Source organism: Mycobacterium sp. SM3041, from assembly GCF_039668335.1.
Lineage (GTDB): Bacteria > Actinomycetota > Actinomycetes > Mycobacteriales > Mycobacteriaceae > Mycobacterium.
Map to the genome: position 1 here is coordinate 73850 of NZ_JAYXBQ010000035.1, position 19625 is coordinate 93474.

Genomic DNA, 19625 nt, shown 5'->3' on the forward strand with positions numbered 1-19625 from the left:
TGCTGTTTCCCAGAGCCAGCCATTACCATTCGACGGGCGCCACGCCCCGGATGGGGTCTCCCCGGTCGGGCGGGGTGCGCGTCATGAACAGCTGAGGAGCCGAACCATGAAGACTCGCACCAGCAGATTTCTGGGCGTAACCGCGGCCGTCGCCGCCCTGACCGCATCGCTGCCGCTGGCAGTGTCCGCCTACGCGGACCCGCCGCCGCTGCCGCCGCCGACCAACAAGACGGTGGACCCCCAGGGCCCCGGCTGCGACAAGGTCAAGACGGGCATGCCCGACCTGAAGACGTTGGTCAACAAGCCCGTGAGCCAGGCGCTGGCCGCCATTCCGGCGATCAGCACCTTCAACTCGGCGATCTCCGGCGGCCTGAACCCCGCCGTGAACATCACCAGCGTGCTGGACAACGGCCCGTACGTCGTGTTCGCGCCGACCAACGAAGCCTTCGCGGCGCTGGACCCGGCCAAGCTGGAGGCCCTGAAGGCCGACCCGGCCGCGCTGACGAGCCTGGACTACTACCACGTGTTCCTGGGCGTGCTGGGCAATGACACCGTCAAGGGCCAGCGTCCGACGCAGCAGGGCACCCAGATCAAGGTGACCGGCGACGGCGGCGACATCAAGGTCAACGACACCGCCAAGCTGGTGTGTGGCGCGATCGAGGCGAGCAACGCCCGCATCTACGTGATCGACACCGTGCTGGACCTGGCTGAGGCCCCGGCCCCGGTGACCGCCGCGGGTAGCGAGACCTCCACCTCGACCTCGGCCACCACCGCGACGTCGACCTCCGCAGCGCCGAGCGCCGCCGAGTCGACCTCGGCGACCCCGACCACCACGTCGGCCGCGCGGTAGCCAACAGATTCAAACGAAATCGGCGCCCCTGCACCACGTTGTGCAGGGGCGCCGATTGGCTTTGCGGGGCTTACAGGCCACGTCGGCCGAGCCGACTACAGACCCAGGTCGCGGCCGATGATGTCCTTCATGATCTCGGTGGTGCCACCGAAGATCGTCTGGATGCGCGCATCGCAGTAGTCGCGGGCGACGCGGTACTCCATCATGTAGCCGTAGCCACCGTGCAGCTGCACGCAGCCGTCGATGACCTTCTTGGCGGTCTCGGTGCAGAACCACTTTGCCTTGGCCGCCTCGACCGCGGACAGGTCGCCGTCGAGCACGCCCTCCAGGCACCGGTCGATGTAGCGCTCGCAGACGTCGAGTTCGGTGTCCATCTCCGCCAGCAGGAAACGGTTGTGCTGGAAGCTGCCGATCGGCTGACCGAAGGCCTTGCGGTCCTTGGCGTATTGCAGTGTCTGGCGCCAGGATTCGCGCGCACCGGCAATCGCGGAGATCGCGATGCCGAGCCGCTCCGACGGCAGGTTCTGCATCAGGTGGTAGAAGCCGCGGCCTTCCTGACCGAGGATGTTGGCCGACGGGACCCGCACGTTCTCGAAATGCAGTTCCGAGGTGTCCTGCGAGTGCAGGCCCATCTTGTCCAGTTTGCGGCCGCGGGTGAAGCCCTCCATCCCGCGTTCGACGACGAACAACGTGAAGCCCTTGTGCCCGGCCTCGGGATCGGTGCGACACACCGTCACGACGAGATCGCTGTTGATGCCCGCCGAGATGAAGGTCTTGGAGCCGTTGATGATCCAGTCGTCGCCGTCGCGGACGGCGGACGTGCGAATGCCCGCCAGGTCGCTGCCGGCACCGGGCTCGGTCATCGCGACGGCGAGGATCAGCTCACCGCTGGCGATGCCCGGCATCCACCGCGCCTTCTGTTCGTCGTTGGCGAGGTGCTTGAAATACGGTGCGACGACGTCGTTCTGGAGACTCAGCGCCGGCGCGGGGCCACCGTAGCGGGCGATCTCCTCGTCGATCACGGCGTTGAACCGGAAGTCGTCCGACCCGCCGCCGCCGAACTCCTCGGGCATGTTGAACCCGATCAGGCCGTACTTGCCGGCGGCGACGTACGCCGACCGGTCGACCATGCGTTCCTGTTCCCACTTCTCGGCATTGGGGACGAGCTCACGCTCGATGTACTGCCTGGTGGATTCCCGGAGCGCCTCGTGCTCCTCTTCGAATACTGTCCGCTTCACGATTTCTTCTCCGTCACTTGGCTTTCCATACAGGCTGACGTTTCTGCGCGAACGCCAGCGGGCCTTCCTTCGCGTCCTCGGACTGCAGCAGGGTCACGAACTCCCGGTTGGTGCGCCGCCAGCCGTCCTTCTCCGCGGTCACGACGCCGTCGTCGGCGCCGTACGCCACGCGCTTGCTCGCCCGCACCGCCAATGGTGCGTTGGACGTGATCCGTTCCGCCAGAGCCAAAGCCGCGTCGACGACGGTGCCGTCCGGGACCACCTGGTTGATCAGGCCCCAGCGCAGGGCATCGGCCGATGTCATGGGCTCACCGGTGAACAGCAGCTCCAGTGCCACCTTGCGCGGCAGCTGGTCGACGATCCGGAACACGCCGCCGGCACCGGCGATCAGTCCCCGCTTCACTTCCGGCAGGCCGAATTTCGCGCTCTCCTCGGCGACCACGAGGTCGCTCGCCAGCGCCAGTTCCGAGCCGCCGCCCAGCGCGGTGCCGTTGACGGCCGCGATGGTGGGTTTGTCGATGAAGTGGCTGACGTAGCCGGCGAAGCCCCAGTCCGTGTGGTCGGGGTGGAAGAGGTTCTCGCCGCGCGAGAGTGCCTTGAGATCCGCACCGGCACAGAAGGATTTGTCGCCGGAGCCGGTGATGACGACGGCCCGGATCTCGGGATCGTCCTGCGCGGCCTGCAGGGCGTCGCCGACACCGATGCTCACGGCCTGGTTCACCGCGTTGCGGGCGTCGGGCCGGTTGATGGTGATCAGCAGAACGTTGCCCCGCCGTTCGGAGAGGGCTCCGGGTTCGGCGGACACCGCGGTCACAGCAGTTCCAGGATGGTCGCGTTGGCCTGGCCGCCACCTTCACACATGGTCTGGAAACCGTACTGAATTCCGTTGTCCCGCATGTGGTGCAGCAGGGTCGTCATGATGCGGGCGCCGGAACCGCCGAGCGGGTGGCCGAGGGCGATGGCGCCACCGTTCGGGTTCAGGCGGTTCTCGTCGGCGCCGATGTCCTTGAGCCAGGCCATCGGAACGGGGGCGAAGGCCTCGTTGACCTCGAAAACCCCGATGTCGTTGACGCTCAGGCCGGACTTCGCCAACGCCTTCTGCGTGGCGGGGATCGGGGCGCTCAGCATCATCACCGGGTCGGCACCGGCCAGGACACCGGTGTGCAGACGGGCAAGAGGCTTGAGCCCCAGCTCTTTTGCCTTCTCGGCCGACATGATCAGCAGCGCGGCCGAGCCGTCGGAGATCTGAGAGGAGTTGCCGGCGTGGATGACACCGTCTTCCTTGAACGCCGGCTTGATGGCGGCCATGGACTCGACGGTGCCGCCGCGGCGGATGCCGCCGTCTTCGGTGACGATGTTGCCATCCTGGTCCTTGATCGCCACGATCTGGTCCTTGAAGGCGCCGGCATCCTGTGCGGCAGCGGCCTTTTCGTGCGACCGCAGCGAGAACTCGTCGAGCTGGGTGCGCGACAGGCCCCACTTCGCGGCCATCATCTCGGCGCCCGTGCCCTGGTTGGGTGACTGGCCGTCGTAGCGGGCGCGGAACGCCTCCGGGTACGGGTGTCCGCCGTTGGCAAGCGACGAGCCCATCGGCGTGCGCGACATCGATTCGACACCGCCGGCGACGACGACGTCGTAGTGGCCGGCGACCACACCGGCGGCGGCGAAGTGCACCGACTGCTGGCTGGAGCCGCACTGGCGGTCGACGGTGACACCGGGAACGGTCTCGGGCCAGCCGGCGGTCAGGACCGCGGTGCGGGCGATGTCGAGCGCCTGCTCTCCGGCCTGCATGACGCAGCCCCAGATCACGTCGTCGACCAGCGCCGGGTCGACGCCGGCGCGCTGCACCAGGGCGTTCAGCACCTGAGCCGAGAGCTCCGCCGGATGGACACCCGACAGGGCGCCGTTGCGCTTCCCGATGGGCGAGCGGACCGCCTCGACGATGACTGCTTCAGCCACGGACTTCTCCTTCAACGTTGAATATCGACCCGGGATTGACACCTGTAAAGGCGCCCACATCTGCGAACATAGAACAGAAGGTTTACTAGGTCAACCTACTAGTTGGTAGGCAGACGCCATTTCCGCGAATGCCGGCTGAATGCCAGGCCGCCGCCCGTTCACATGGTTTACTGAGTTGCCTAACAGGAGGCCAAGACAATCGGTTCAAGGAGGGCCCAGATGGCGCAGACTCCGCCGTTGTCGCCGATGATCGACCCACGTACTGTGCCATCCTCGGCCAGCGGCCCCATCCGCTCCCCCAAAACCGCGGAACTGGTGGCCGGCACCCTGCGCCGCATGGTCGTCGACGGCCAGCTCAAAGAAGGCGACTTCCTGCCCAACGAGGCCGAGCTGATGGCCCACTTCGGAGTCAGCCGCCCGACCCTGCGCGAGGCCGTGCGCGTGCTGGAATCCGAGCGCCTGGTCGAGGTGCGACGTGGGTCGCGCACCGGCGCCCGCGTCCGCGTGCCCGGACCCGAGATCGTCGCGCGCCCGGCGGGCCTGCTGCTGGAGCTCTCTGGCGCGACCATCTCCGACGTGACCACCGCCCGCGCCGGCATCGAACCCACCGTCGTACGGCTGCTGACCGAGCAGGGCAACACCGAGGCGTTCGACGAGCTCGACACCATGCTGGCCGAGTACGTCCCGTCCGGCTACGAGACCGGCCGCATGGCCGAGACCACCGGCGACTTCCACCAGCGCATGGTCGAGCTGTCCGGCAACGCGACGCTGGCCATCGTCGCCGGCATGCTGCACGAGATCACCGTCCGCCACATCGCTTTCGCGATGCGGGAGAACCGGCCGATGTCGAAGTCGGACTACGACATCCTGATGCGGTCCTACCGGCGGCTGATGACGCTCATGCGCTCCGGCAACGCCGCTGCGGCCGAAGCGCATTGGCGCAAGCACCTCGACGTCGCCAACGGCCTGCTGTTCGCGGGCATGGAGGACGTCAAGGTCCGCGACGTCATGCGTTAGTGACGCCGTACACGGGGACATCGTCGGCCCACGGCTGGCGGGTCACCATGTCGCGCACCTTCACGTAACCGCGCTCGAACTCGCCGGTGGCAGCGTCGACCAGGCGGTACTGCTGTGTCTGCCGGTGGATCGGCTGCGCGTCGAGCATGACGATCCGCACCTCACCGGGCTCGAAGTGGCAACGCTTCTGCAAGGCCGCGACGAGTTGTTCGTTCGACATGTGGCCGTCGCCGAAGTTCCAGCCGATGGCGGTCGAGACGATCCGTTCACCGTCGGTCAGCGTGTAGTCGGCCTCGTTGTGCCCGGCCATCGCGCGGTGCGCGAGCGTGAACAGCGCGCGGCCGTGCGTGTTGAAGGCGCGGAACGCGTAGCCCATGTACAGGTACATCTGCGCGTTCTCCGGGCTGCCGTAGTACCGCTCCATCTGGGTCGCGGGCATGCTCGCGATCGCGACGATGTTCTTCTCGATCTTCTCCGAAGCCGACGGCTTGATGCACCACAGCGACGTGTCCCAGTTGCCGGCGTAGTACCGCATGCCGGGCAGGAAAGACACCTTGCGCGGGAACAGGTTTCCGATGACGACGGTGCCCGCGACGACCGCGAACAGCACCAGCGGCCACGGCGACGTCAGGTCGGTGATGCCGATGTCGGCGTGCCCGACAAACAGGGTCACGACGCAGAACATCATGAAGACGTTCCACTCCAGCGGCACGCCCATCGGGATCGCCGACAGGATCCCGAAGTGGAAGCACAGCATGACGAACGCGGCGATGTACGTCGGCCAGCCGCCGTGACTGAAGAAGAGCACGAGCGGCACCGCGCCCTCGATGAAGGTGCTGAAGTGCGCCATGAAGCGCGACGGGCGGCCGGGGCGCAGGTCGTCCGGGAAGTGTTCGAAGAACGCGCGCTTGATGAACTTCGGCCGCAGCACGGGGTTGTTGCTCATCATCGTGGAGATGACGAACGGGAAGTGGTGGTTGAGCTTCGACGTCGCGGCGCCCAGCCAGATCACCATGCACACGAGCTTGGCGGCGATGATCAGGTCGACGCCGTAGCCGGCGAACAGGAAGGCGACGGTGAACGAGCCGTAGACCTCGCCGCGGGCGGCCAGGAAGATCACCTTGTCGCGCAGACCGGCCAGGGCGAGGACGCCCAGGATCGCCCAGATCTGCCACATCGGGAGCACGCCGACGGTCGCGCCGGGCAAGACCGGGCCGGTGCCGTCGGAACACAGGGCGACGACGAGCAGGACCAGCAGCGCGGCGTAGAGCAGCACATCAACGGGGGTCCGGGCATCGCCACGCGTCAGCGGGATGCGGCCGGGCCACGGCGGCAGACGAATGGTCTTCGGCCGCAGCCAGTACAGGATCGAGCCCATCGGCGGGAAGAAGCGGTTGTTCAGTGGGCCGAACCCGCAGCCGAGGCCGATCACCTCGAACAGCATCGTGTAGAGCACGACCTTCTCGAACACGATCGGCTCGGTCCACCACGCCGCGACGTTCGTGAATCCGTCGATCCCCTTGGTGGACAACGCGATCAGCCAGCCACCCAGGATGTACAGGCAGATCTTGACGACGTAGAACAGGTGCAGTGCCACCGGGGTGCCGAAGCCCGTCTCGGCCCAGTGCCGGGCCATGGGGACGATCTTCTGCGCGCGGGTGCCCTTGTTCCACTCCTCGAAGTCGATGACAGGAGTGTCCTGCGTGAGAAAGCCCATACCCGTCAGACTAGAACGTGTTCTAGTCTGACGGAATCAGATCCCCATAGTTGATTCCGTGGCCAGGGCGCGGACGTTCCAGAACCAGTACCCCGGACACCGACGGGTTCAGGCCTTCGCGGGCGGCCGGAAGAAGATCAGCAGCTGCCCGATACCACCGGCGAGGCCGAGCCCGACGGCGATCAGCAATCCACACCAGCCGTGCAGCAGGTGGTAGAAGCCGCTGTTGTGGAACAGCAGGCAGTCCAGGCTGTAGCGGCCCGCACCGGTGCCCGCGATCGCCACGGCCGCGACGCCCAGCACCAGGTTGTACTCCCAGCCGGATTTCACGATGAAGAAGCCGTTTTCGCGGTGCACGGTCCATGCGGCCACCACCATCAGCGCCACGAACCCCGCGGCGGGGATCGGCGTCAGGAAGCCGGCAGCCAGGCCCAGGCCGGCCAGGATTTCGGTGCCGGCAGCCAGCCGGGCGTGCAGCATGCCGGGCTTCATGCCGATGCTGTCGAACCAGGCGGCAGTACCGGGGATGCGGCCGCCACCGAAGAACTTGTTGTACCCGTGCGCAGCCATCGTCAGACCGAGCACCACCCGCAGCAGCAGGATCGAGAACGCGTAAGCAGTCACGCGATGAATTTAGCCCCCGGCGTCCAGCACCGCAGACAACCGTTCCACATACGAATCGACATCCGGTAAGGCCGACGGGGACGCGTGCACGCTGATCGTGACGGTGTCCCCGATGCCGTGCACGCCGTGCGTCAAGCCCATCATCGGCGACAACGCCGGGCACGCGGTGGTCAACACCACCGGGCACTCGCCGAACGTCAGATCGGCCGCGCCGCGGTTGACGCTCGAGACCACGGTGTTGCCGGTGGCCGTCGTCGACCGCGCGTGCGGATCGAATTGCTCAGTGCCCCACCGCAGCAGCCGGGCCGGCACCGCCGCGGTGGCGGCACCGCTCGCCGCGGCCGCGGGATGCTCGAACCGCTGCCGCCGCATGGCGAGTTCCGACTCGATCCGGGCCGCCCGCTCGTGGAAAGGCAAATCCGGGTGCAGGGCCACGCCGACGTTGCCGTAGTGGTTGTACGCCCGGCGGACCCCCGTCTTGGCCATCGGCACCTCGGCCCCGAGCGCGGTCACCCCGCCCAGCTCGGCCGCCAGCGCCTCGGAGATGGCCGCCAGCACCCCGACCGTCACCGTCGGCCCGGGCAGATCAGTACGGTGACGCACCACCGTCCGCATGGCGTCGGGGCCCACCGGCGCGTTGTTGGTCGGCTGCACCGGCCACGAATCCGCCGGTGGCGCAACAGCACCCGACTCGGTGTCCCGCACGAGTTGCCGGTGCGCGGCACTGGCGCGCCACGCCAGGTACGGCAGCGCCCACGTCCCCAGCCGCGACTCGACCACCGCCGGCACCGGCTGATCCCGGCCGAAGATGCGCCCCATGAGGGCCGTCGCGCGCTGGCCGTCGGCGAGGGCGTGCGACATCTGCACCACGACGACGGTGCCGGGGCCCGTCGTCGTCGGTATCCCGGTGACGCCGGCGAAGACGTGCAGTCGCCACGCCTGCACGGTCGCGTCGAGCTGGTCACTCGCGGCCAGGGCACACACGGCGTTCAGGCACCCGGACCAGGTGGGGTCCCCGGGTTCGTGCACGACGATCGGCATGGCATCACACCGCACCCAGGACGGATAGCGCCAGGAATGCGAATCGTCGATGCGTACCAACAACTCTGGGCACGCCGACACATTGCGCCGCACCGCTGCCAGCGCGGCGTCCAGGTCGGCGGGCACGCCGTCGAACCCGCACACCAGGAACATGTCGTTCGGGATTTTCGCCGACATCCAGAAACTCTGGGCGTCGGCGGCCGCCATCCGCTTCACGTCCACCACCCCGGGATTTGTGCACGAAAATCCGCGCCGGCCGCGGAAAATCGTGCACAAATCACGACGGTCACACCGGTTCGAACTTGGCGATCAGCCACTGGCCCCCCAGTCGTTCCAGGGTCACCCGCGCGCTGGTCGGGGTGCTGGTCGGCGGTTGATCACCGACCCGGACTACCTGGTTGACGAACACCAGCACCACGGCGTGGTTCTCCTCGACCGACACCGCGGCCGCGGCCGGCACCGACGTCGCCGCCGAGATGCGCCGCTGCTCGGCACCGGGGATCACCGACTTGGTCAGCGTCGTGTACTCATCGAGGAACGGTGTCGTGAGCAGCTTGCGCGCGTCGGTCAGTTGTTGACGGACCGTGTCCGGCTCGTACGACAGCAGGGCGACGGTGCCATCGGTGGCCACCTTGATCACGGCGGCCTGGTCGGCCTCATTGCCGTGCCGCGCCGTCAGGTACCACAGCCCGCCCGCGGCGGCCGCGAGCAACACTGCCAGCGCCGGCAGGACCCGGTACGCCGTCACCCGTGCCCACTCGATGCCGCCGGTCTTGCGCGGCTTCACCTGTGGCACAAGATCATTGGGCGCCGGCTCGACCTCGACCGACTCGGCCGCATCCTGCTCCGGCTCGGTCGCCTCGAGTTCAGCAGCGTCCGGCTCGTCGGGTTCATCCATCCCGTGCTTGCTCATTGGATCGGCTCCACCTTCGAGACCTTGGCGCTGTCGCCCACCTTCTGCATCGTCAGCCGCACGCGCCAGTAGCGGTCGCGTTGCGGTGGCCCGTTGCCGACCTCGGTGTGCACCTTCACCGCCACCAGGACCACGCCACTGGTGTCGTTCGCCGACTCCACGCCGGCCTCGGTGACGGTGCCGACCGATGCCGACTGCTGCTGTTTCACCGAGTCCACGACTGCCGTCGAACGTTGCTTGAAGTCGTCGAAATAGGCGCCGGTCGAGGTGTCCAACGCCCGCTTGATGTCGTCGTCGACGTGCCGGTAGTCGATGGTCGTGAGGTTCACCGCGACCTGCTTGCTGGCGGTCAGGTACATCTCGTGCAGGGCGTCGTCGCGACGCAGCTGCAGCTCACGCTGACCGAGCCAGGCCACCAGCGCGCCCAGTGCACCCACCACCAGCACGCCCACGACCAGAGCCGCAATCACCTGCTTAACCCGTTGGGGCGCAGGGTGTTTCAGGAACGCGAGGGCTTCCTCGTCGGAGATGGCCGGTTTGTCGTCGTCGGCATCCGGGGTCTCGTCCGGGGCGCTCGCATCGTCGTCGACCTCGTCGGGATTCCTGTGCCGCCCGTGCTCGTCAGCCATATGCCTTCCTCTCGCCGCACGCCCGGCCGGACGGCGACACCTCGGCCGAGTCTAGAGACCGCCGGGTGACCAGGGTCATGTTCGGTTCAGTTAGCACAGCTCGGTAACGTGCAGGAGAAGTGACGAGAGGATTCCAGTGAGCACCGACGAACGCACTTCCCCGGCCGATGGCGGCAGCAATCCACAAACGGTGCGATTCCGCGGTATCGACGAACTGACCCTGGTCGCCGACGAGTGGAACCGCGACGCGGAAGCCGCCGCGGACAAGCCCACGATCCTGATGCTGCACGGTGGCGGGCAGAACCGGCACTCCTGGAAGAACACCGGCCAGATCCTCGCGAACGCCGGCTTCCACGTCATCGCGCTCGACAGCCGCGGGCACGGCGACAGCGACCGCTCGCCCACTGCGAACTACTCACTCGAGACCCTGACCGGCGACACCCTGCAGGTGATCTATCAGATCGGCCGGCCGGTGGCGCTGATCGGCGCCAGCATGGGCGGGCTGACCAGCCTGCCGGTCGCGCATGAAGCCGGACCGGAACTGGTCACCAAACTGGTCCTGGTCGACGTCGTGCCGCGCTTCGAGAAGAGCGGCAGCGCCCGAATCCGCGACTTCATGTTCAGCGGCATCGACGGGTTCGCCTCACTCGAAGAGGCCGCCGACGCCGTCGCCGCCTACCTGCCGCACCGCACGCGGCCACGCAGCGTGGAAGGCCTCAAGAAGAACCTGCGCCTGCGCGACGGCAAGTGGTTCTGGCACTGGGACCCGGCCTTCCTCACCGCGCCCGGCGACGACCCGTTCGAGCGCGCCGAGATGCTCGAGCATGCGGCGATCAGCCTCGAGATCCCGATCCTGCTGATCCGCGGCAAGCTGTCCGACGTGGTGAGCACCGAAGGCGTGCAGGACTTCCTGCAGAAGGTGCCGGGCGCGCAGTTCGTCGAGCTGTCCGACGCCGGGCACACCGCAGCCGGCGACGACAACGACGCGTTCACCGACGCTGTGGTGCAGTTCGTCCGTCAATGACCCGATCGCGGCCCGCCGCCTCGATACTTGAGCGGTGACGGTTTCGACGATCTCGCTGGTCGCCATCTGTGTACTCGCCGTGGTGGTTGTCGTCGAGACCATCGTGTTGCGGGTGACGCGGTCCCGGCTGCGGGCCGCGCGGCGGGAGATCGAGGAACTGCGCGCGCCGTCCGAACCCCGCACCAATCTGCTGCTGGCCGGCGGCCGCGCCGCGGTGAAGACGATGTGGCAGACCGCCAACCTCATCAACAAAGAGGGCTTCGGCGGTGCGATGTGGTCGTCCATCGAGGAGCTCGCCGGCTGGGCCGAGGTGGAGCGACCGGACCTGGCCAAGCTCGCACCGACCGGCCGCGTGGCGATCATGTTCTCCGACATCGAAGGATCGACGGCCCTCAACGAGCGCATGGGTGACCGGGCCTGGGTACGGCTGATCGACCATCACGACAAGTTGGTCGGCCGGTGCGTCAAGAAGCAGTCGGGGCTCGTCGTGAAGAGTCAGGGCGACGGTTTCATGATCGCCTTCGCCGAGCCCGAGCAGGCCGTGCGCTGCAGCATCGACATGCAGCAGCAATTGGCGAAGGCGCCGGGCGGCGTCCGGGTCCGCATCGGGATTCACACCGGAAAGTCGGTGCGACGCGGCGACGATCTGTTCGGCCGCAACGTCGCCATGGCCGCGCGGGTGGCGAGCCAGGCCGACGGCGGCGAGGTGCTCGTGAGCAAGGCCGTGCGAGATGCCTTGTCCGCCTCGGCTTCCTGCGCCGACATCACGTTCGACGGCGGCCGGGTGGCGGAGCTGAAGGGCTTCGCCGGCGACCACCGGCTCTATGCCGTGGGCTGGCTCCCGCCGGATTCGGCCAGCCGCTGATGCAGCCGGGCGCGAATATCGTCGGCCGTGTATGACTCGCGCTTGCGCTGATCACGCGCGACCAACACGCCACCGGCGACCACGCCCGCGACACCGGCCAGGCCAACCCACTTCCACACGCCACGCATGCAGTGATTATGACCGGGCGAAGCGCCGGGGAATGTCTAAGCTGCCCAGATGACTGGTAACGCGGTGACTTTGGAGCGGGCGCTGGCCGAAACCCGGACCGGCGACATCTGGTTGTTCCGTGGGGCTTCCAAGCCCGACCGCGCCATCCAGACGCTCACCAACGCCCCTGTGAACCACGTCGGCATGACGGTCGCCATCGACGACCTGCCGCCGCTGATCTGGCACGCCGAACTCGGCGACAAACTCGAATGCCTATGGAGCGGCAGCCATCACCGCGGCGTGCAGCTCAACGATCTGCGCGCCGCCGTCGAACGGTGGGTGTACGTGTACGGGCAGCGGTGCTGGCTGCGGCAACTGACGCCGTTCGCCACCCGCGAGCAGGAGGACCTGGCGCTGAAAGTGGTGGCCCGCATGGACGGCACCGCGTTCCCGACCACGGCGCGGCTGACGGGCCGGTGGTTCCGCGGGCGGGCGCCGGTGATCAGCGACTACACGCGCGGAATTCCGTTGGTACATCGCAAGGTTCGCGAATCCGCCGAGCGGGACAAGAACCGCCGGCGGACAGCCGGGCTCGAGACCGCGTACTGCGCCGAGACGGTGGCGATCACCTACGAGGAAATGGGGCTGCTGGTCACCGAGAAACGCGAGAACTATTTCGACCCGGGCTCGTTCTGGAGCGGCGATTCGTTGTCGTTGACGCCGGGATATCACCTGGGCGCCGAGATCGAAATCCTCGCCTGACCTGCGGCCCGAAAACCGCGAATAATTTCAATCGCCGTCAGCGCAGTCAAGGCCGGACTAGCATTTGTGCGCAAATTCCCAGTAACCGGCAGGCCGGCAGGAGACGTCATGCGAATGAAAATTGCGCTCGTAGCACCGTGGATTGCCGCTGCCGCGATCGGCGGCGCGATAAGCCTTGCCCCGACAGCCGGCGCCGACCCGGACCCCGATGTGCCTTACGGCGGCGACGAATTCGACCTGCCGCAGCAGGGCCCGAACCCGTACGACTTCGGGTTCCACGAGTCGAATCACGACGAGAAGGACACGTCCGCCGGCGCTACCGACGTGCCGTACTGATCCGCCTGATCGTCGACGATCTCCAGCAGCCGCTTCGGGTGCATGCCTTCGACCTGACCAATGAACGGCGGGTGGATGCTGTAGCCGAGCATGCGGCGAATGTCTTCTGACACCCGGCGGACGGTGTCGCGGGTCATCGACAGCGTGAAGGCCTCCTGCGGCCGCAGCCACGGCTCGCAGTATTGGGCGGTGACGGCCAGCCGCGGACGGTCGGTGCGGTTGGCGCCGCCGCCGTGCCACAGCGTGCCGGGGAAGAACACACACGACCCGGCGCTCATCACGACGGGCTTGCGCTCGACGTCGTCGCCGGGCAACCGGTCACCCCAGAGCTGGCTGCCGGGCACGACGTCGGTGGCGCCATTGTCGGCGGTGAAATCGTCGATGGCCCAGATGGTCGCCGCGCCCAACGGGGCGCGGGGCCGCGGCAGCGGGTAGAAGCCGTCGTCGGTGTGCAGCATCTGCGCCTGCTCGCCCGGCAGGATGTTGATCACCTGGAGCATCGACAGCAGGTAGTTCGGCAGGAACATCCGGTCCAGCAGGGCCAGCACGCGCGGGTGGTCGGCGATGACGTCGCAGGCGCTTGTCTTGTTCAGGACGCTGTAGATGCGCTGGGTCGACCGTCCCTCAAAACCGTTGCGGCCGTGTCGATCCAGCATCGGCGTCACGGCGGCGCGGATCTCGTCCAGCTGGGTCGCACTGAGCAGATCGGGCAGGATCACGTAGCCGTCGCGCGTCATCGTGGCGAGATCGGCATCGACGATCGCGGGGTCGACGGTCGCGCCGCTGCTTTCGGTCCGGCGATAGGTGCCGGCCAGGTCGCCGCTCAAGTCCGCCAGCGATGACACTTCAGTGCTCATTGCTCCACTCCCGCCGAAACATAACCAAGTTCTGTTATGTTTTGGACTATGGCACGTGCCCCGATCGGACGTCAACAACTTCTGACCGCCGCGCGCGACGAACTGGTGCGCGGCAACGGCGTGCTCGAACTGAGCGCACTGACCCGCCGGGCGCAGCTCAGCACCGGCGCCCTCTATCACCACTTCGGTTCCAAAAGTGGGCTTCTCGCAGCGGTTTACGACGACTTCTATCACGGGCTGCGCCATGCCATCGCCGACGTGCACCTACCCGTCGACGCCGACTGGGGAGTCCGGGAGCGCGAGCGCACCCGCCGTTTCGTCGTCTACCACTTCGACGATGAGCTGGCGCCGATCCTGCTCGGCCGCGCGACGCTGGACCCCGAACTCGCCGAACTCGAAGCGGTTCATCTGCAGACGATGAGCGAGGCAGCGGCCGACAACATCCGCCGCGGGCAGCACGACGGTGACTTGCCCGACGACATCGACGCGGACAGCGCCGGGGCGTTCGTCATCGGCGGACTGCGGCACAGCATCGCCCAACAGCTCCGGGCCACACCGCGTGCCGATCCCGATCTTGCCGCCGAACGGCTCTGGCATCTGGTCGCCGCGACACTCGGCATTTCGTGACGGGATCAGACGGTGCCGCGCGCCGCCCACGCCGTGGCCGTCACGGTGAACGGTCCGTCGCCAAGACGTTCGCGCGCAACGGTTTTCAGCATGCCGCGCCTCTCGTCATCGAGGCGCTGGACGTAGTCCCCGGCCGGTCCGACACCGAACGTGTACGGCTCCCACCACTCCTCGAAGCTCGGGTGCAGCACGTCGATGGCGATGGCATCCTCTGTCACGTTGCGTAGCCCGGCGGCGTCGAAGATCTCGGTGAGGTGGCCTCTGTGCGCGCCAGATAGCAACGCCTCGTCCTGTGCGTCGGGGTCGATCACGTGGACGGCGTCCCAGAACGGTGCCAGCGCACCCGTCGGGCCGTCCCACGCGCACGCCGCGACGACGCCCCCGGGCCGGGTCATCCGCGCCATCTGCCCGATGCCGGCGACGGGATCGGTCATGAAATGCACCACCAGTTGGGCGAGCGCGGCGTCGAAAGTCGCAGTGTCGTAAGGCAGTTCCTCAGCGGTCCCGAGGCGGGCGTCGAGCCCGGGGAACCGCGCCTGGATCGCATCGACGAACGGCGGCGACGGATCGATGGCCGCAACCTCGGCGCCCGTCGCCAGCAGCCGCGCTGTCAGCGCGCCGGGTCCGCTGCCGACGTCGAGCACCTTCGCTCCGGCCGTGATCCCGGCGAAGGCGGCGAAGACGTCCGCGAGCGGCTCGGCGTATCGGCCCATGTAGCGGCCGTACGCGTCCGGCGAGACGACGAAGCTCACCAGCAGATGCTATGCCGCATATCAGCTACTACGCCCCGAATTTGGCCTTGGCATCGTCTCTCACCGGGCGTGAAGAGGTTGACGAGGTTGCCGTCGGGATCGCGGAACAACAGCGACCGGTTACCCCACGGCATCGTGGTGGGCTCGGTGACGACCTCGTCCAACCGGCTTCGCAGCCGTTCGTACTCCGCGTCGACGTCATCCACGATGAACTCGATGATGGTGCTCCGGTTGGCCGCCGGCTCGGCGGAACCCGCCCCGAACAAGGGCACGGTCTTGTCGCTGCCGATCGCCAAAGTGCCCACCGGCGTGGGGATCTCCGCGAACAGTTCATTGGCCCAGACCGCCTCGGCCCCGGTCACCAATTCATAGAAGCCGACCAGGCTCGGGACGTCGGCGGTGATGATGCGGGTGGAAACAAGCTTCATGCTGCGCACGATATCGGCGACCACCGACATTGATTGTGTTCAACCCGTTCGGGCGAGGATGACCTTGCTCGTTCGCCGCTGGTGATGACCCTCCCACCGACTGACGCCCTGCTGGGTTGTCTTCGACTTGATCTGTCTCACCAGCGACGCGCGAGCAAGCGTTGCCCCGAGAGCCCAGCGGGGCGGACATGACCTAATCAGGAGCCTGGCCGTTCCTCATCAATGTCTTGTCTGCCCGCCCCGCAGGGTTGTCACCCACCCGCACGGTTCATTACTACGGAGAGGACACCACCATCGTGACATCCCCACGCCGAGTCGTCATCGGCGCCGACACCCATCTGGACACCATCCACGTCGCCGCCATCACCGACACCGGCCAACCGCTCGGCGACGCCGAATTCCGCACCAACCCCACCGGCTACTGGGCCGCGATCTGCTGGGCCCGCAGCTTTGGTGACATCGTGACCGCAGGAGTCGAGGGCACCAGCAGCTACGGCGCCGGACTCACACAAGCATTGCAGGCCAACGCTATTCACGTCGTTGAAGTCAACCGACCCGACCGGGCAGCCAGGCGCAGGCAAGGAAAATCCGACCCGCTCGATGCCTACAGTGCCGCCCGCGCCGCGCTGGCCAGCAACAGCCCAGCCGTCCCCAAAGACCCCCACACCAATGCACTCAAAGCCCTGCTGACCGCCCGTCGCGGCGCCGTCAAAGCCCGCACCGCAGCCATCCAGCAGATCAAGGACCTCCTCGTCACCGCTCCCGCCGAGATACGCGAGCGCTACCGCGGCTACACCACCACGCTGACGCTCGTGGCCGCGCTGTCCAGATGCCGACCCGCTACACACAACGATCCCGTCACGGTCTCAGTACTGACGGCCTGCAAAACACTGGCCCGCCGCGTCACCTTCCTGCAAGATCAGGCCGACGAAATCACTGCTGAGCTCGACACCCTCACTGCTGCATTCAATCCTGCACTCCGGGCCGCCTACGGCGTCGGCCCGGACACCGCCGCTCAACTGATCATCACCGCCGGCACCAACCCCCAACGGCTCCGCAGCGAAGCCTCCTTTGCGATGCTCACCGGTGTCGCTCCCATCCCGGCCTCGTCCGGGAAACCAGCCGCCACCGACTCTCCCGCGGCGGCGACCGCGCCGCCAACAACGCCCTGTACCGCATCGCCCTGGTCCGCATGGCCCACGACCAACGCACCCGCGACTACGTCACCCGCCAGACCGCCGCCGGCCGGTCCAAAAAAGAGATCCTGCGGATGCTCAAACGCGCTATCGCCCGCGAGATGTTCAAACACCTCACCGCACCCAGCCCGATCGACGACTACAGCGACCTCCGCCCGGCTCGTCGAGCCACAAACATCACTCTCACCGCCGTCGCCGACCACTTCGGCGTATGGCCCAACGACATCTCCCGCCTCGAACGCGGCCTCAAACGCGACGACACCCTCGCCGCTACCTACCGCCAATGGTTAAACACCCAGCTCAACCACGCCGCTTGACTATTAACAGAAATAGGAGCATCAAGCTCGCCTCGTCGAGCGCTTCCCGCGGTCGCCCGCCAAGCGCATGATTGATCCACAGAGGGAGGGGAGTGCCGCGGTGCCGAACCAATGGTCGGGAGTGACGATCGACTGTGTCGACCCGGTCCGGATGTCGACGTTCTGGGGACACCTTCTCGGCATCGAGCCCTCATACGAGCACGGCGACGACCCGGGCTGGGCGCCCTGGTGGTCTCCCACGACGTGCTGGTCCACTCGATGGGCCAGGGTTGGGGCTTCGCGTCGCCGCTCGACATCGCTCGCCGCGTCCGCGAGGGCACCATGCCGCCGCCGCCAACCTGGATGCGCCGCCGTATCGGCGGTTAGAAAACCTGTTCGGCCGCTCACCGTCCCGGCGGTCGCCAGCCCGGCTCGCCGATGCGCGTTTTCACATTGCAGATATAGCAGCTACGCGCGAAACGTGTGCAATACTAAAGTCGCGTCCAGTTCGATCCACGCTCCCGGACGCGGATACAGGAGACGCCTTCATGGTTCCGAGTTCCCCCACCAATGCTCTCGGCCCGCACGCGAAAACAGTCCGTGACGCGCTGGTCGAGGTCATACGGTCTCGACATAATCGCTTCGCAGACGCTCATCAAGTCGCGGGCACTCGATACTCGATGGCCTTCGGAAGTCAGTGGCGTGACCTGCTGGACGACACCAATGATGCGCTGACGGGGCGCGGCTTCCAGTCGCAGAAGGTCACTCCGGCTGGCTACAAGATCCCGGTGGTCAACGATTGCCTGGTGTACGTGTGGCGGGTCCCCGGCTCTGCGGATGCGGTCAGCTTCTTCGCTTCGAGTCCGACGCGGAAGAATGGCTTCTCCGCTTCTCCCCCGCCGCCGATGTTGTTCGATCCCGTCCTGGTGGACGAGGGCCGGGCTGACGACGACGATCCTCCGGGCGGCGAACTCGGTCACACGTTGCGGGCAGCAGGCGACAAGATGCCGGTGGTGCTGGTGATGGTTGAATCGTCGCCGTGGCAGTTGCAGTCGATAAGTTGGGGCGTCGCCGTTCTGGACGAAGCCACCGGCAAGGTCGAAGTTCGTGGGCTCGAGTCGATCTGGGAGCCCACCTCCGACACCGATCGCGATACGTCGAGTGCGGACTCGTTCGACAGCGGCACGCCCGAGGGTCCCTCGGTCGAGCCGCGGCCGCAGGAGCGCCCGAGCACGGATGACTGATGATCCGCCAAGCTTGTTCGACTGGCCCGAGGCCGGTCAAACGCATGGTCGATTCGACCCAGCGCGGCTGACCCAGGCCCGTGTGCGCCTTGCGATAAGCAAGACGGACCTCGCCGCAGAAGTGGGCGTTTCGCCTGCCGCGATCGGCCAGTACGAGGCGGGCGTTAACTCGCCGCGTCCTGACGTTATCGATCGAATGGCGAAGGCCTTGAGGGTGCGACCGGGGTTCTTCGGGGTGGGCCGCCCTCTCGCCCGTATGGATACCGTCCATGCGCATTTTCGGAGCTTGAGATCCGCTCGCGCGAGCGACCGTCAACGAGCAGTCGCGACGGCAACACTGATGTGGGAACTGACCTTCGCGCTTGAGAGGTACGTCAAGCTGCCGGTACCGGACCTACCGCAAATTGAGCCTGGCACCGCGCCTGCGGACGCCGCTGCGATGCTGCGCAGGCACTGGAACCTCCCCGATGGGCCGGTGAAGCACTTGGTAGCCACCGTGGAATCTCACGGCATCGTGGTAGCAGTGCGTCCGCTAGGCGAGATCGATGCGGTCGACGCCTTCTCGGTAGTGATCGTGGACCGTCCTATCATCATCACAACGCCCCGGCGCAGCGAGAACGTCTTCGGACATCGATTTTCGATCGCTCACGAGGTCGGCCACTTGCTCCTTCACGGAGACTCCGGCGAGTCGAGCCAGGCGGTGGAGCGTGAGGCAGACGAGTTTGCTGCGGCATTTCTAACCCCTGCCGCGTCTATGGACGCGGTACTGCCCGAGAGGCTCGATCTACCGGCCCTGCATCGACTGGGTCGAACGTGGGGTGTTTCGCCAAAGTCGTTGGTCCGTCGGATGGTGGAGCGGCATCGCACGACTGATTCGTCCGCACGGCGGGCCTACCAACGATTGGCCATGACGTACGACCCGTCGGCGGACCCCACCAGCGCGTACCCCGGTGAGGTAGCAACGCTTCTGCGGAAGGGCGTCGAGCTGGCTGGTCAGCACGGCGCGGGCGTACCCGTTCTCGCGGATGTCCTCAAGATCAGCCCTGGGCAGCTGCGCGACCTCCTGGGAGAGGAAGATCAGCGCCCGGTTCTGCGCCTCGTCAAAGACGAGTGACGCTCGGGAGCGGTCGCCGTGTCCCCTC

23 protein-coding genes are annotated in these 19625 nt (G+C 67.0%); 11 read left to right on the forward strand and 12 right to left on the reverse strand.

Annotated elements, in window-relative coordinates; genetic code table 11:
• Positions 1-106: 106 nt before the first annotated feature.
• Entirely contained in the window at positions 107-850 is a 744-nt protein-coding gene (locus tag VXD91_RS08530) for a fasciclin domain-containing protein (protein ID WP_346415171.1), read from the forward strand.
• 95 nt (positions 851-945) lie between these two features.
• On the opposite strand, the gene VXD91_RS08535 is transcribed toward VXD91_RS08530, so the two are convergent.
• From VXD91_RS08535 to VXD91_RS08545, 3 genes are read right to left on the reverse strand one after another with little or no spacing between them, the layout of a single operon-like run.
• Positions 946-2088 (reverse strand): acyl-CoA dehydrogenase family protein, encoded by a 1143-nt coding sequence (locus tag VXD91_RS08535; RefSeq protein WP_346415172.1) that lies wholly within the window; start codon positions 2086-2088, stop codon positions 946-948.
• A 13-nt stretch (positions 2089-2101) separates the two neighbouring features.
• A complete protein-coding gene (locus VXD91_RS08540) occupies positions 2102-2902 on the reverse strand; it encodes a crotonase/enoyl-CoA hydratase family protein (protein WP_346415173.1) in 801 nt (266 codons plus the stop codon).
• Positions 2899-4047, reverse strand: a complete 1149-nt coding sequence (locus tag VXD91_RS08545) for an acetyl-CoA C-acyltransferase (protein ID WP_346415174.1) — start codon at positions 4045-4047, stop codon at positions 2899-2901. The genes VXD91_RS08540 and VXD91_RS08545 overlap by 4 nt, the downstream gene beginning before the upstream one ends.
• Positions 4048-4266: 219 nt before the next feature.
• Between VXD91_RS08545 and VXD91_RS08550 the strand changes: the two genes are divergently transcribed.
• Positions 4267-5064 (forward strand): GntR family transcriptional regulator, encoded by a 798-nt coding sequence (locus VXD91_RS08550; protein ID WP_346415175.1) that lies wholly within the window; start codon positions 4267-4269, stop codon positions 5062-5064.
• Here VXD91_RS08550 and VXD91_RS08555 read toward each other — a convergent pair.
• The 5 genes from VXD91_RS08555 to VXD91_RS08575 form a co-directional block, all read right to left on the reverse strand.
• Positions 5054-6781 (reverse strand): DUF3556 domain-containing protein, encoded by a 1728-nt coding sequence (locus VXD91_RS08555; protein WP_346415176.1) that lies wholly within the window; start codon positions 6779-6781, stop codon positions 5054-5056. The two genes, VXD91_RS08550 and VXD91_RS08555, sit on opposite strands and share 11 nt — an antisense overlap.
• Before the next feature lie 108 nt (positions 6782-6889).
• Positions 6890-7405: a DoxX family protein gene (locus VXD91_RS08560; protein WP_346415177.1), complete on the reverse strand. Its 516-nt coding sequence runs from the start codon at positions 7403-7405 to the stop codon at positions 6890-6892.
• Between the two features lie 9 nt (positions 7406-7414).
• Positions 7415-8668, reverse strand: coding sequence for a WS/DGAT domain-containing protein (locus tag VXD91_RS08565; RefSeq protein ID WP_346415230.1), 1254 nt, complete (start codon positions 8666-8668; stop codon positions 7415-7417).
• A gap of 64 nt (positions 8669-8732) precedes the next feature.
• The gene (locus tag VXD91_RS08570) at positions 8733-9359 is read right to left on the reverse strand and encodes a hypothetical protein (RefSeq protein WP_346415178.1); all 627 of its coding nucleotides are present in this window, start codon (positions 9357-9359) and stop codon (positions 8733-8735) included.
• Positions 9356-9988, reverse strand: a complete 633-nt coding sequence (locus VXD91_RS08575) for an Mce protein (protein ID WP_346415179.1) — start codon at positions 9986-9988, stop codon at positions 9356-9358. Before VXD91_RS08575 ends, VXD91_RS08570 begins: the two co-directional genes overlap by 4 nt.
• A 136-nt stretch (positions 9989-10124) precedes the next feature.
• On the opposite strand from VXD91_RS08575, the gene VXD91_RS08580 reads away from it, so the two are divergent.
• Together VXD91_RS08580 and VXD91_RS08585 are read left to right on the forward strand one after the other, a co-directional pair.
• Positions 10125-11012, forward strand: coding sequence for an alpha/beta hydrolase (locus VXD91_RS08580; protein WP_346415180.1), 888 nt, complete (start codon positions 10125-10127; stop codon positions 11010-11012).
• 34 nt (positions 11013-11046) lie between these two features.
• Positions 11047-11877, forward strand: a complete 831-nt coding sequence (locus tag VXD91_RS08585; protein WP_318986264.1) for an adenylate/guanylate cyclase domain-containing protein — start codon at positions 11047-11049, stop codon at positions 11875-11877.
• Here VXD91_RS08585 and VXD91_RS08590 read toward each other — a convergent pair.
• Entirely contained in the window at positions 11835-12005 is a 171-nt protein-coding gene (locus VXD91_RS08590) for a hypothetical protein (protein WP_090562611.1), read from the reverse strand. The two genes, VXD91_RS08585 and VXD91_RS08590, sit on opposite strands and share 43 nt — an antisense overlap.
• A gap of 49 nt (positions 12006-12054) precedes the next feature.
• Between VXD91_RS08590 and VXD91_RS08595 the strand changes: the two genes are divergently transcribed.
• Both VXD91_RS08595 and VXD91_RS08600 read left to right on the forward strand, forming a co-directional pair.
• Positions 12055-12747, forward strand: a complete 693-nt coding sequence (locus tag VXD91_RS08595; protein ID WP_318986265.1) for a guanylate cyclase — start codon at positions 12055-12057, stop codon at positions 12745-12747.
• A 108-nt stretch (positions 12748-12855) separates the two neighbouring features.
• Positions 12856-13083 (forward strand): hypothetical protein, encoded by a 228-nt coding sequence (locus VXD91_RS08600; protein ID WP_346415181.1) that lies wholly within the window; start codon positions 12856-12858, stop codon positions 13081-13083.
• On the opposite strand, the gene VXD91_RS08605 is transcribed toward VXD91_RS08600, so the two are convergent.
• Positions 13035-13940 carry a phytanoyl-CoA dioxygenase family protein gene (locus VXD91_RS08605; RefSeq protein WP_346415182.1) on the reverse strand — a complete coding sequence of 302 codons (906 nt, stop codon included), beginning with the start codon at positions 13938-13940 and terminating at the stop codon, positions 13035-13037. The genes VXD91_RS08600 and VXD91_RS08605 overlap by 49 nt on opposite strands.
• A gap of 48 nt (positions 13941-13988) precedes the next feature.
• Here VXD91_RS08605 and VXD91_RS08610 point away from each other — a divergent pair, with 48 nt between their 5' ends.
• Positions 13989-14567: a TetR/AcrR family transcriptional regulator gene (locus tag VXD91_RS08610; RefSeq protein WP_346415183.1), complete on the forward strand. Its 579-nt coding sequence runs from the start codon at positions 13989-13991 to the stop codon at positions 14565-14567.
• Positions 14568-14572: 5 nt separating this feature from the next.
• On the opposite strand, the gene VXD91_RS08615 is transcribed toward VXD91_RS08610, so the two are convergent.
• Positions 14573-15319, reverse strand: coding sequence for a class I SAM-dependent methyltransferase (locus VXD91_RS08615; protein WP_064858224.1), 747 nt, complete (start codon positions 15317-15319; stop codon positions 14573-14575).
• On the reverse strand, positions 15316-15747 hold the full coding sequence (locus VXD91_RS08620; RefSeq protein ID WP_346415231.1) for a VOC family protein: 432 nt from the start codon (positions 15745-15747) through the stop codon (positions 15316-15318). Before VXD91_RS08620 ends, VXD91_RS08615 begins: the two co-directional genes overlap by 4 nt.
• Positions 15748-15974: 227 nt before the next feature.
• On the opposite strand from VXD91_RS08620, the gene VXD91_RS08625 reads away from it, so the two are divergent.
• The 4 genes from VXD91_RS08625 (at position 15975) to VXD91_RS08640 (ending at position 19597) form a co-directional block, all read left to right on the forward strand.
• A complete protein-coding gene (locus tag VXD91_RS08625; RefSeq protein WP_346415184.1) occupies positions 15975-17234 on the forward strand; it encodes a transposase in 1260 nt (419 codons plus the stop codon).
• 254 nt (positions 17235-17488) lie between these two features.
• Positions 17489-17626 (forward strand): hypothetical protein, encoded by a 138-nt coding sequence (locus tag VXD91_RS08630; protein WP_163692738.1) that lies wholly within the window; start codon positions 17489-17491, stop codon positions 17624-17626.
• A gap of 293 nt (positions 17627-17919) precedes the next feature.
• Positions 17920-18483, forward strand: a complete 564-nt coding sequence (locus VXD91_RS08635) for a hypothetical protein (protein ID WP_346415185.1) — start codon at positions 17920-17922, stop codon at positions 18481-18483.
• Complete coding sequence (locus VXD91_RS08640) at positions 18476-19597, forward strand: XRE family transcriptional regulator (protein WP_073697082.1); 1122 nt, start codon at positions 18476-18478, stop codon at positions 19595-19597. Before VXD91_RS08635 ends, VXD91_RS08640 begins: the two co-directional genes overlap by 8 nt.
• The last annotated feature ends 28 nt before the right edge of the window (positions 19598-19625 follow it).

Excerpts from the sequence above, each read along its gene's own strand:
- VXD91_RS08530 (WP_346415171.1), top strand. The coding sequence starts at position 107 with ATGAAGACTCGCACCAGCAGATTTCTGGGCGTAACCGCGGCCGTCGCC.
- VXD91_RS08595 (WP_318986265.1), top strand. The coding sequence starts at position 12,055 with ATGACTGGTAACGCGGTGACTTTGGAGCGGGCGCTGGCCGAAACCCGG.
- VXD91_RS08575 (WP_346415179.1), bottom strand. The coding sequence starts at position 9,988 with ATGGCTGACGAGCACGGGCGGCACAGGAATCCCGACGAGGTCGACGAC.
- VXD91_RS08640 (WP_073697082.1), top strand. The coding sequence starts at position 18,476 with ATGACTGATGATCCGCCAAGCTTGTTCGACTGGCCCGAGGCCGGTCAA.
- VXD91_RS08550 (WP_346415175.1), top strand. The coding sequence starts at position 4,267 with ATGGCGCAGACTCCGCCGTTGTCGCCGATGATCGACCCACGTACTGTG.
- VXD91_RS08635 (WP_346415185.1), top strand. The coding sequence starts at position 17,920 with ATGGCCTTCGGAAGTCAGTGGCGTGACCTGCTGGACGACACCAATGAT.
- VXD91_RS08590 (WP_090562611.1), bottom strand. The coding sequence starts at position 12,005 with ATGCGTGGCGTGTGGAAGTGGGTTGGCCTGGCCGGTGTCGCGGGCGTG.
- VXD91_RS08620 (WP_346415231.1), bottom strand. The coding sequence starts at position 15,747 with ATGAAGCTTGTTTCCACCCGCATCATCACCGCCGACGTCCCGAGCCTG.
- VXD91_RS08610 (WP_346415183.1), top strand. The coding sequence starts at position 13,989 with ATGGCACGTGCCCCGATCGGACGTCAACAACTTCTGACCGCCGCGCGC.
- VXD91_RS08555 (WP_346415176.1), bottom strand. The coding sequence starts at position 6,781 with ATGGGCTTTCTCACGCAGGACACTCCTGTCATCGACTTCGAGGAGTGG.
- VXD91_RS08600 (WP_346415181.1), top strand. The coding sequence starts at position 12,856 with ATGCGAATGAAAATTGCGCTCGTAGCACCGTGGATTGCCGCTGCCGCG.
- VXD91_RS08570 (WP_346415178.1), bottom strand. The coding sequence starts at position 9,359 with ATGAGCAAGCACGGGATGGATGAACCCGACGAGCCGGACGCTGCTGAA.
- VXD91_RS08605 (WP_346415182.1), bottom strand. The coding sequence starts at position 13,940 with ATGAGCACTGAAGTGTCATCGCTGGCGGACTTGAGCGGCGACCTGGCC.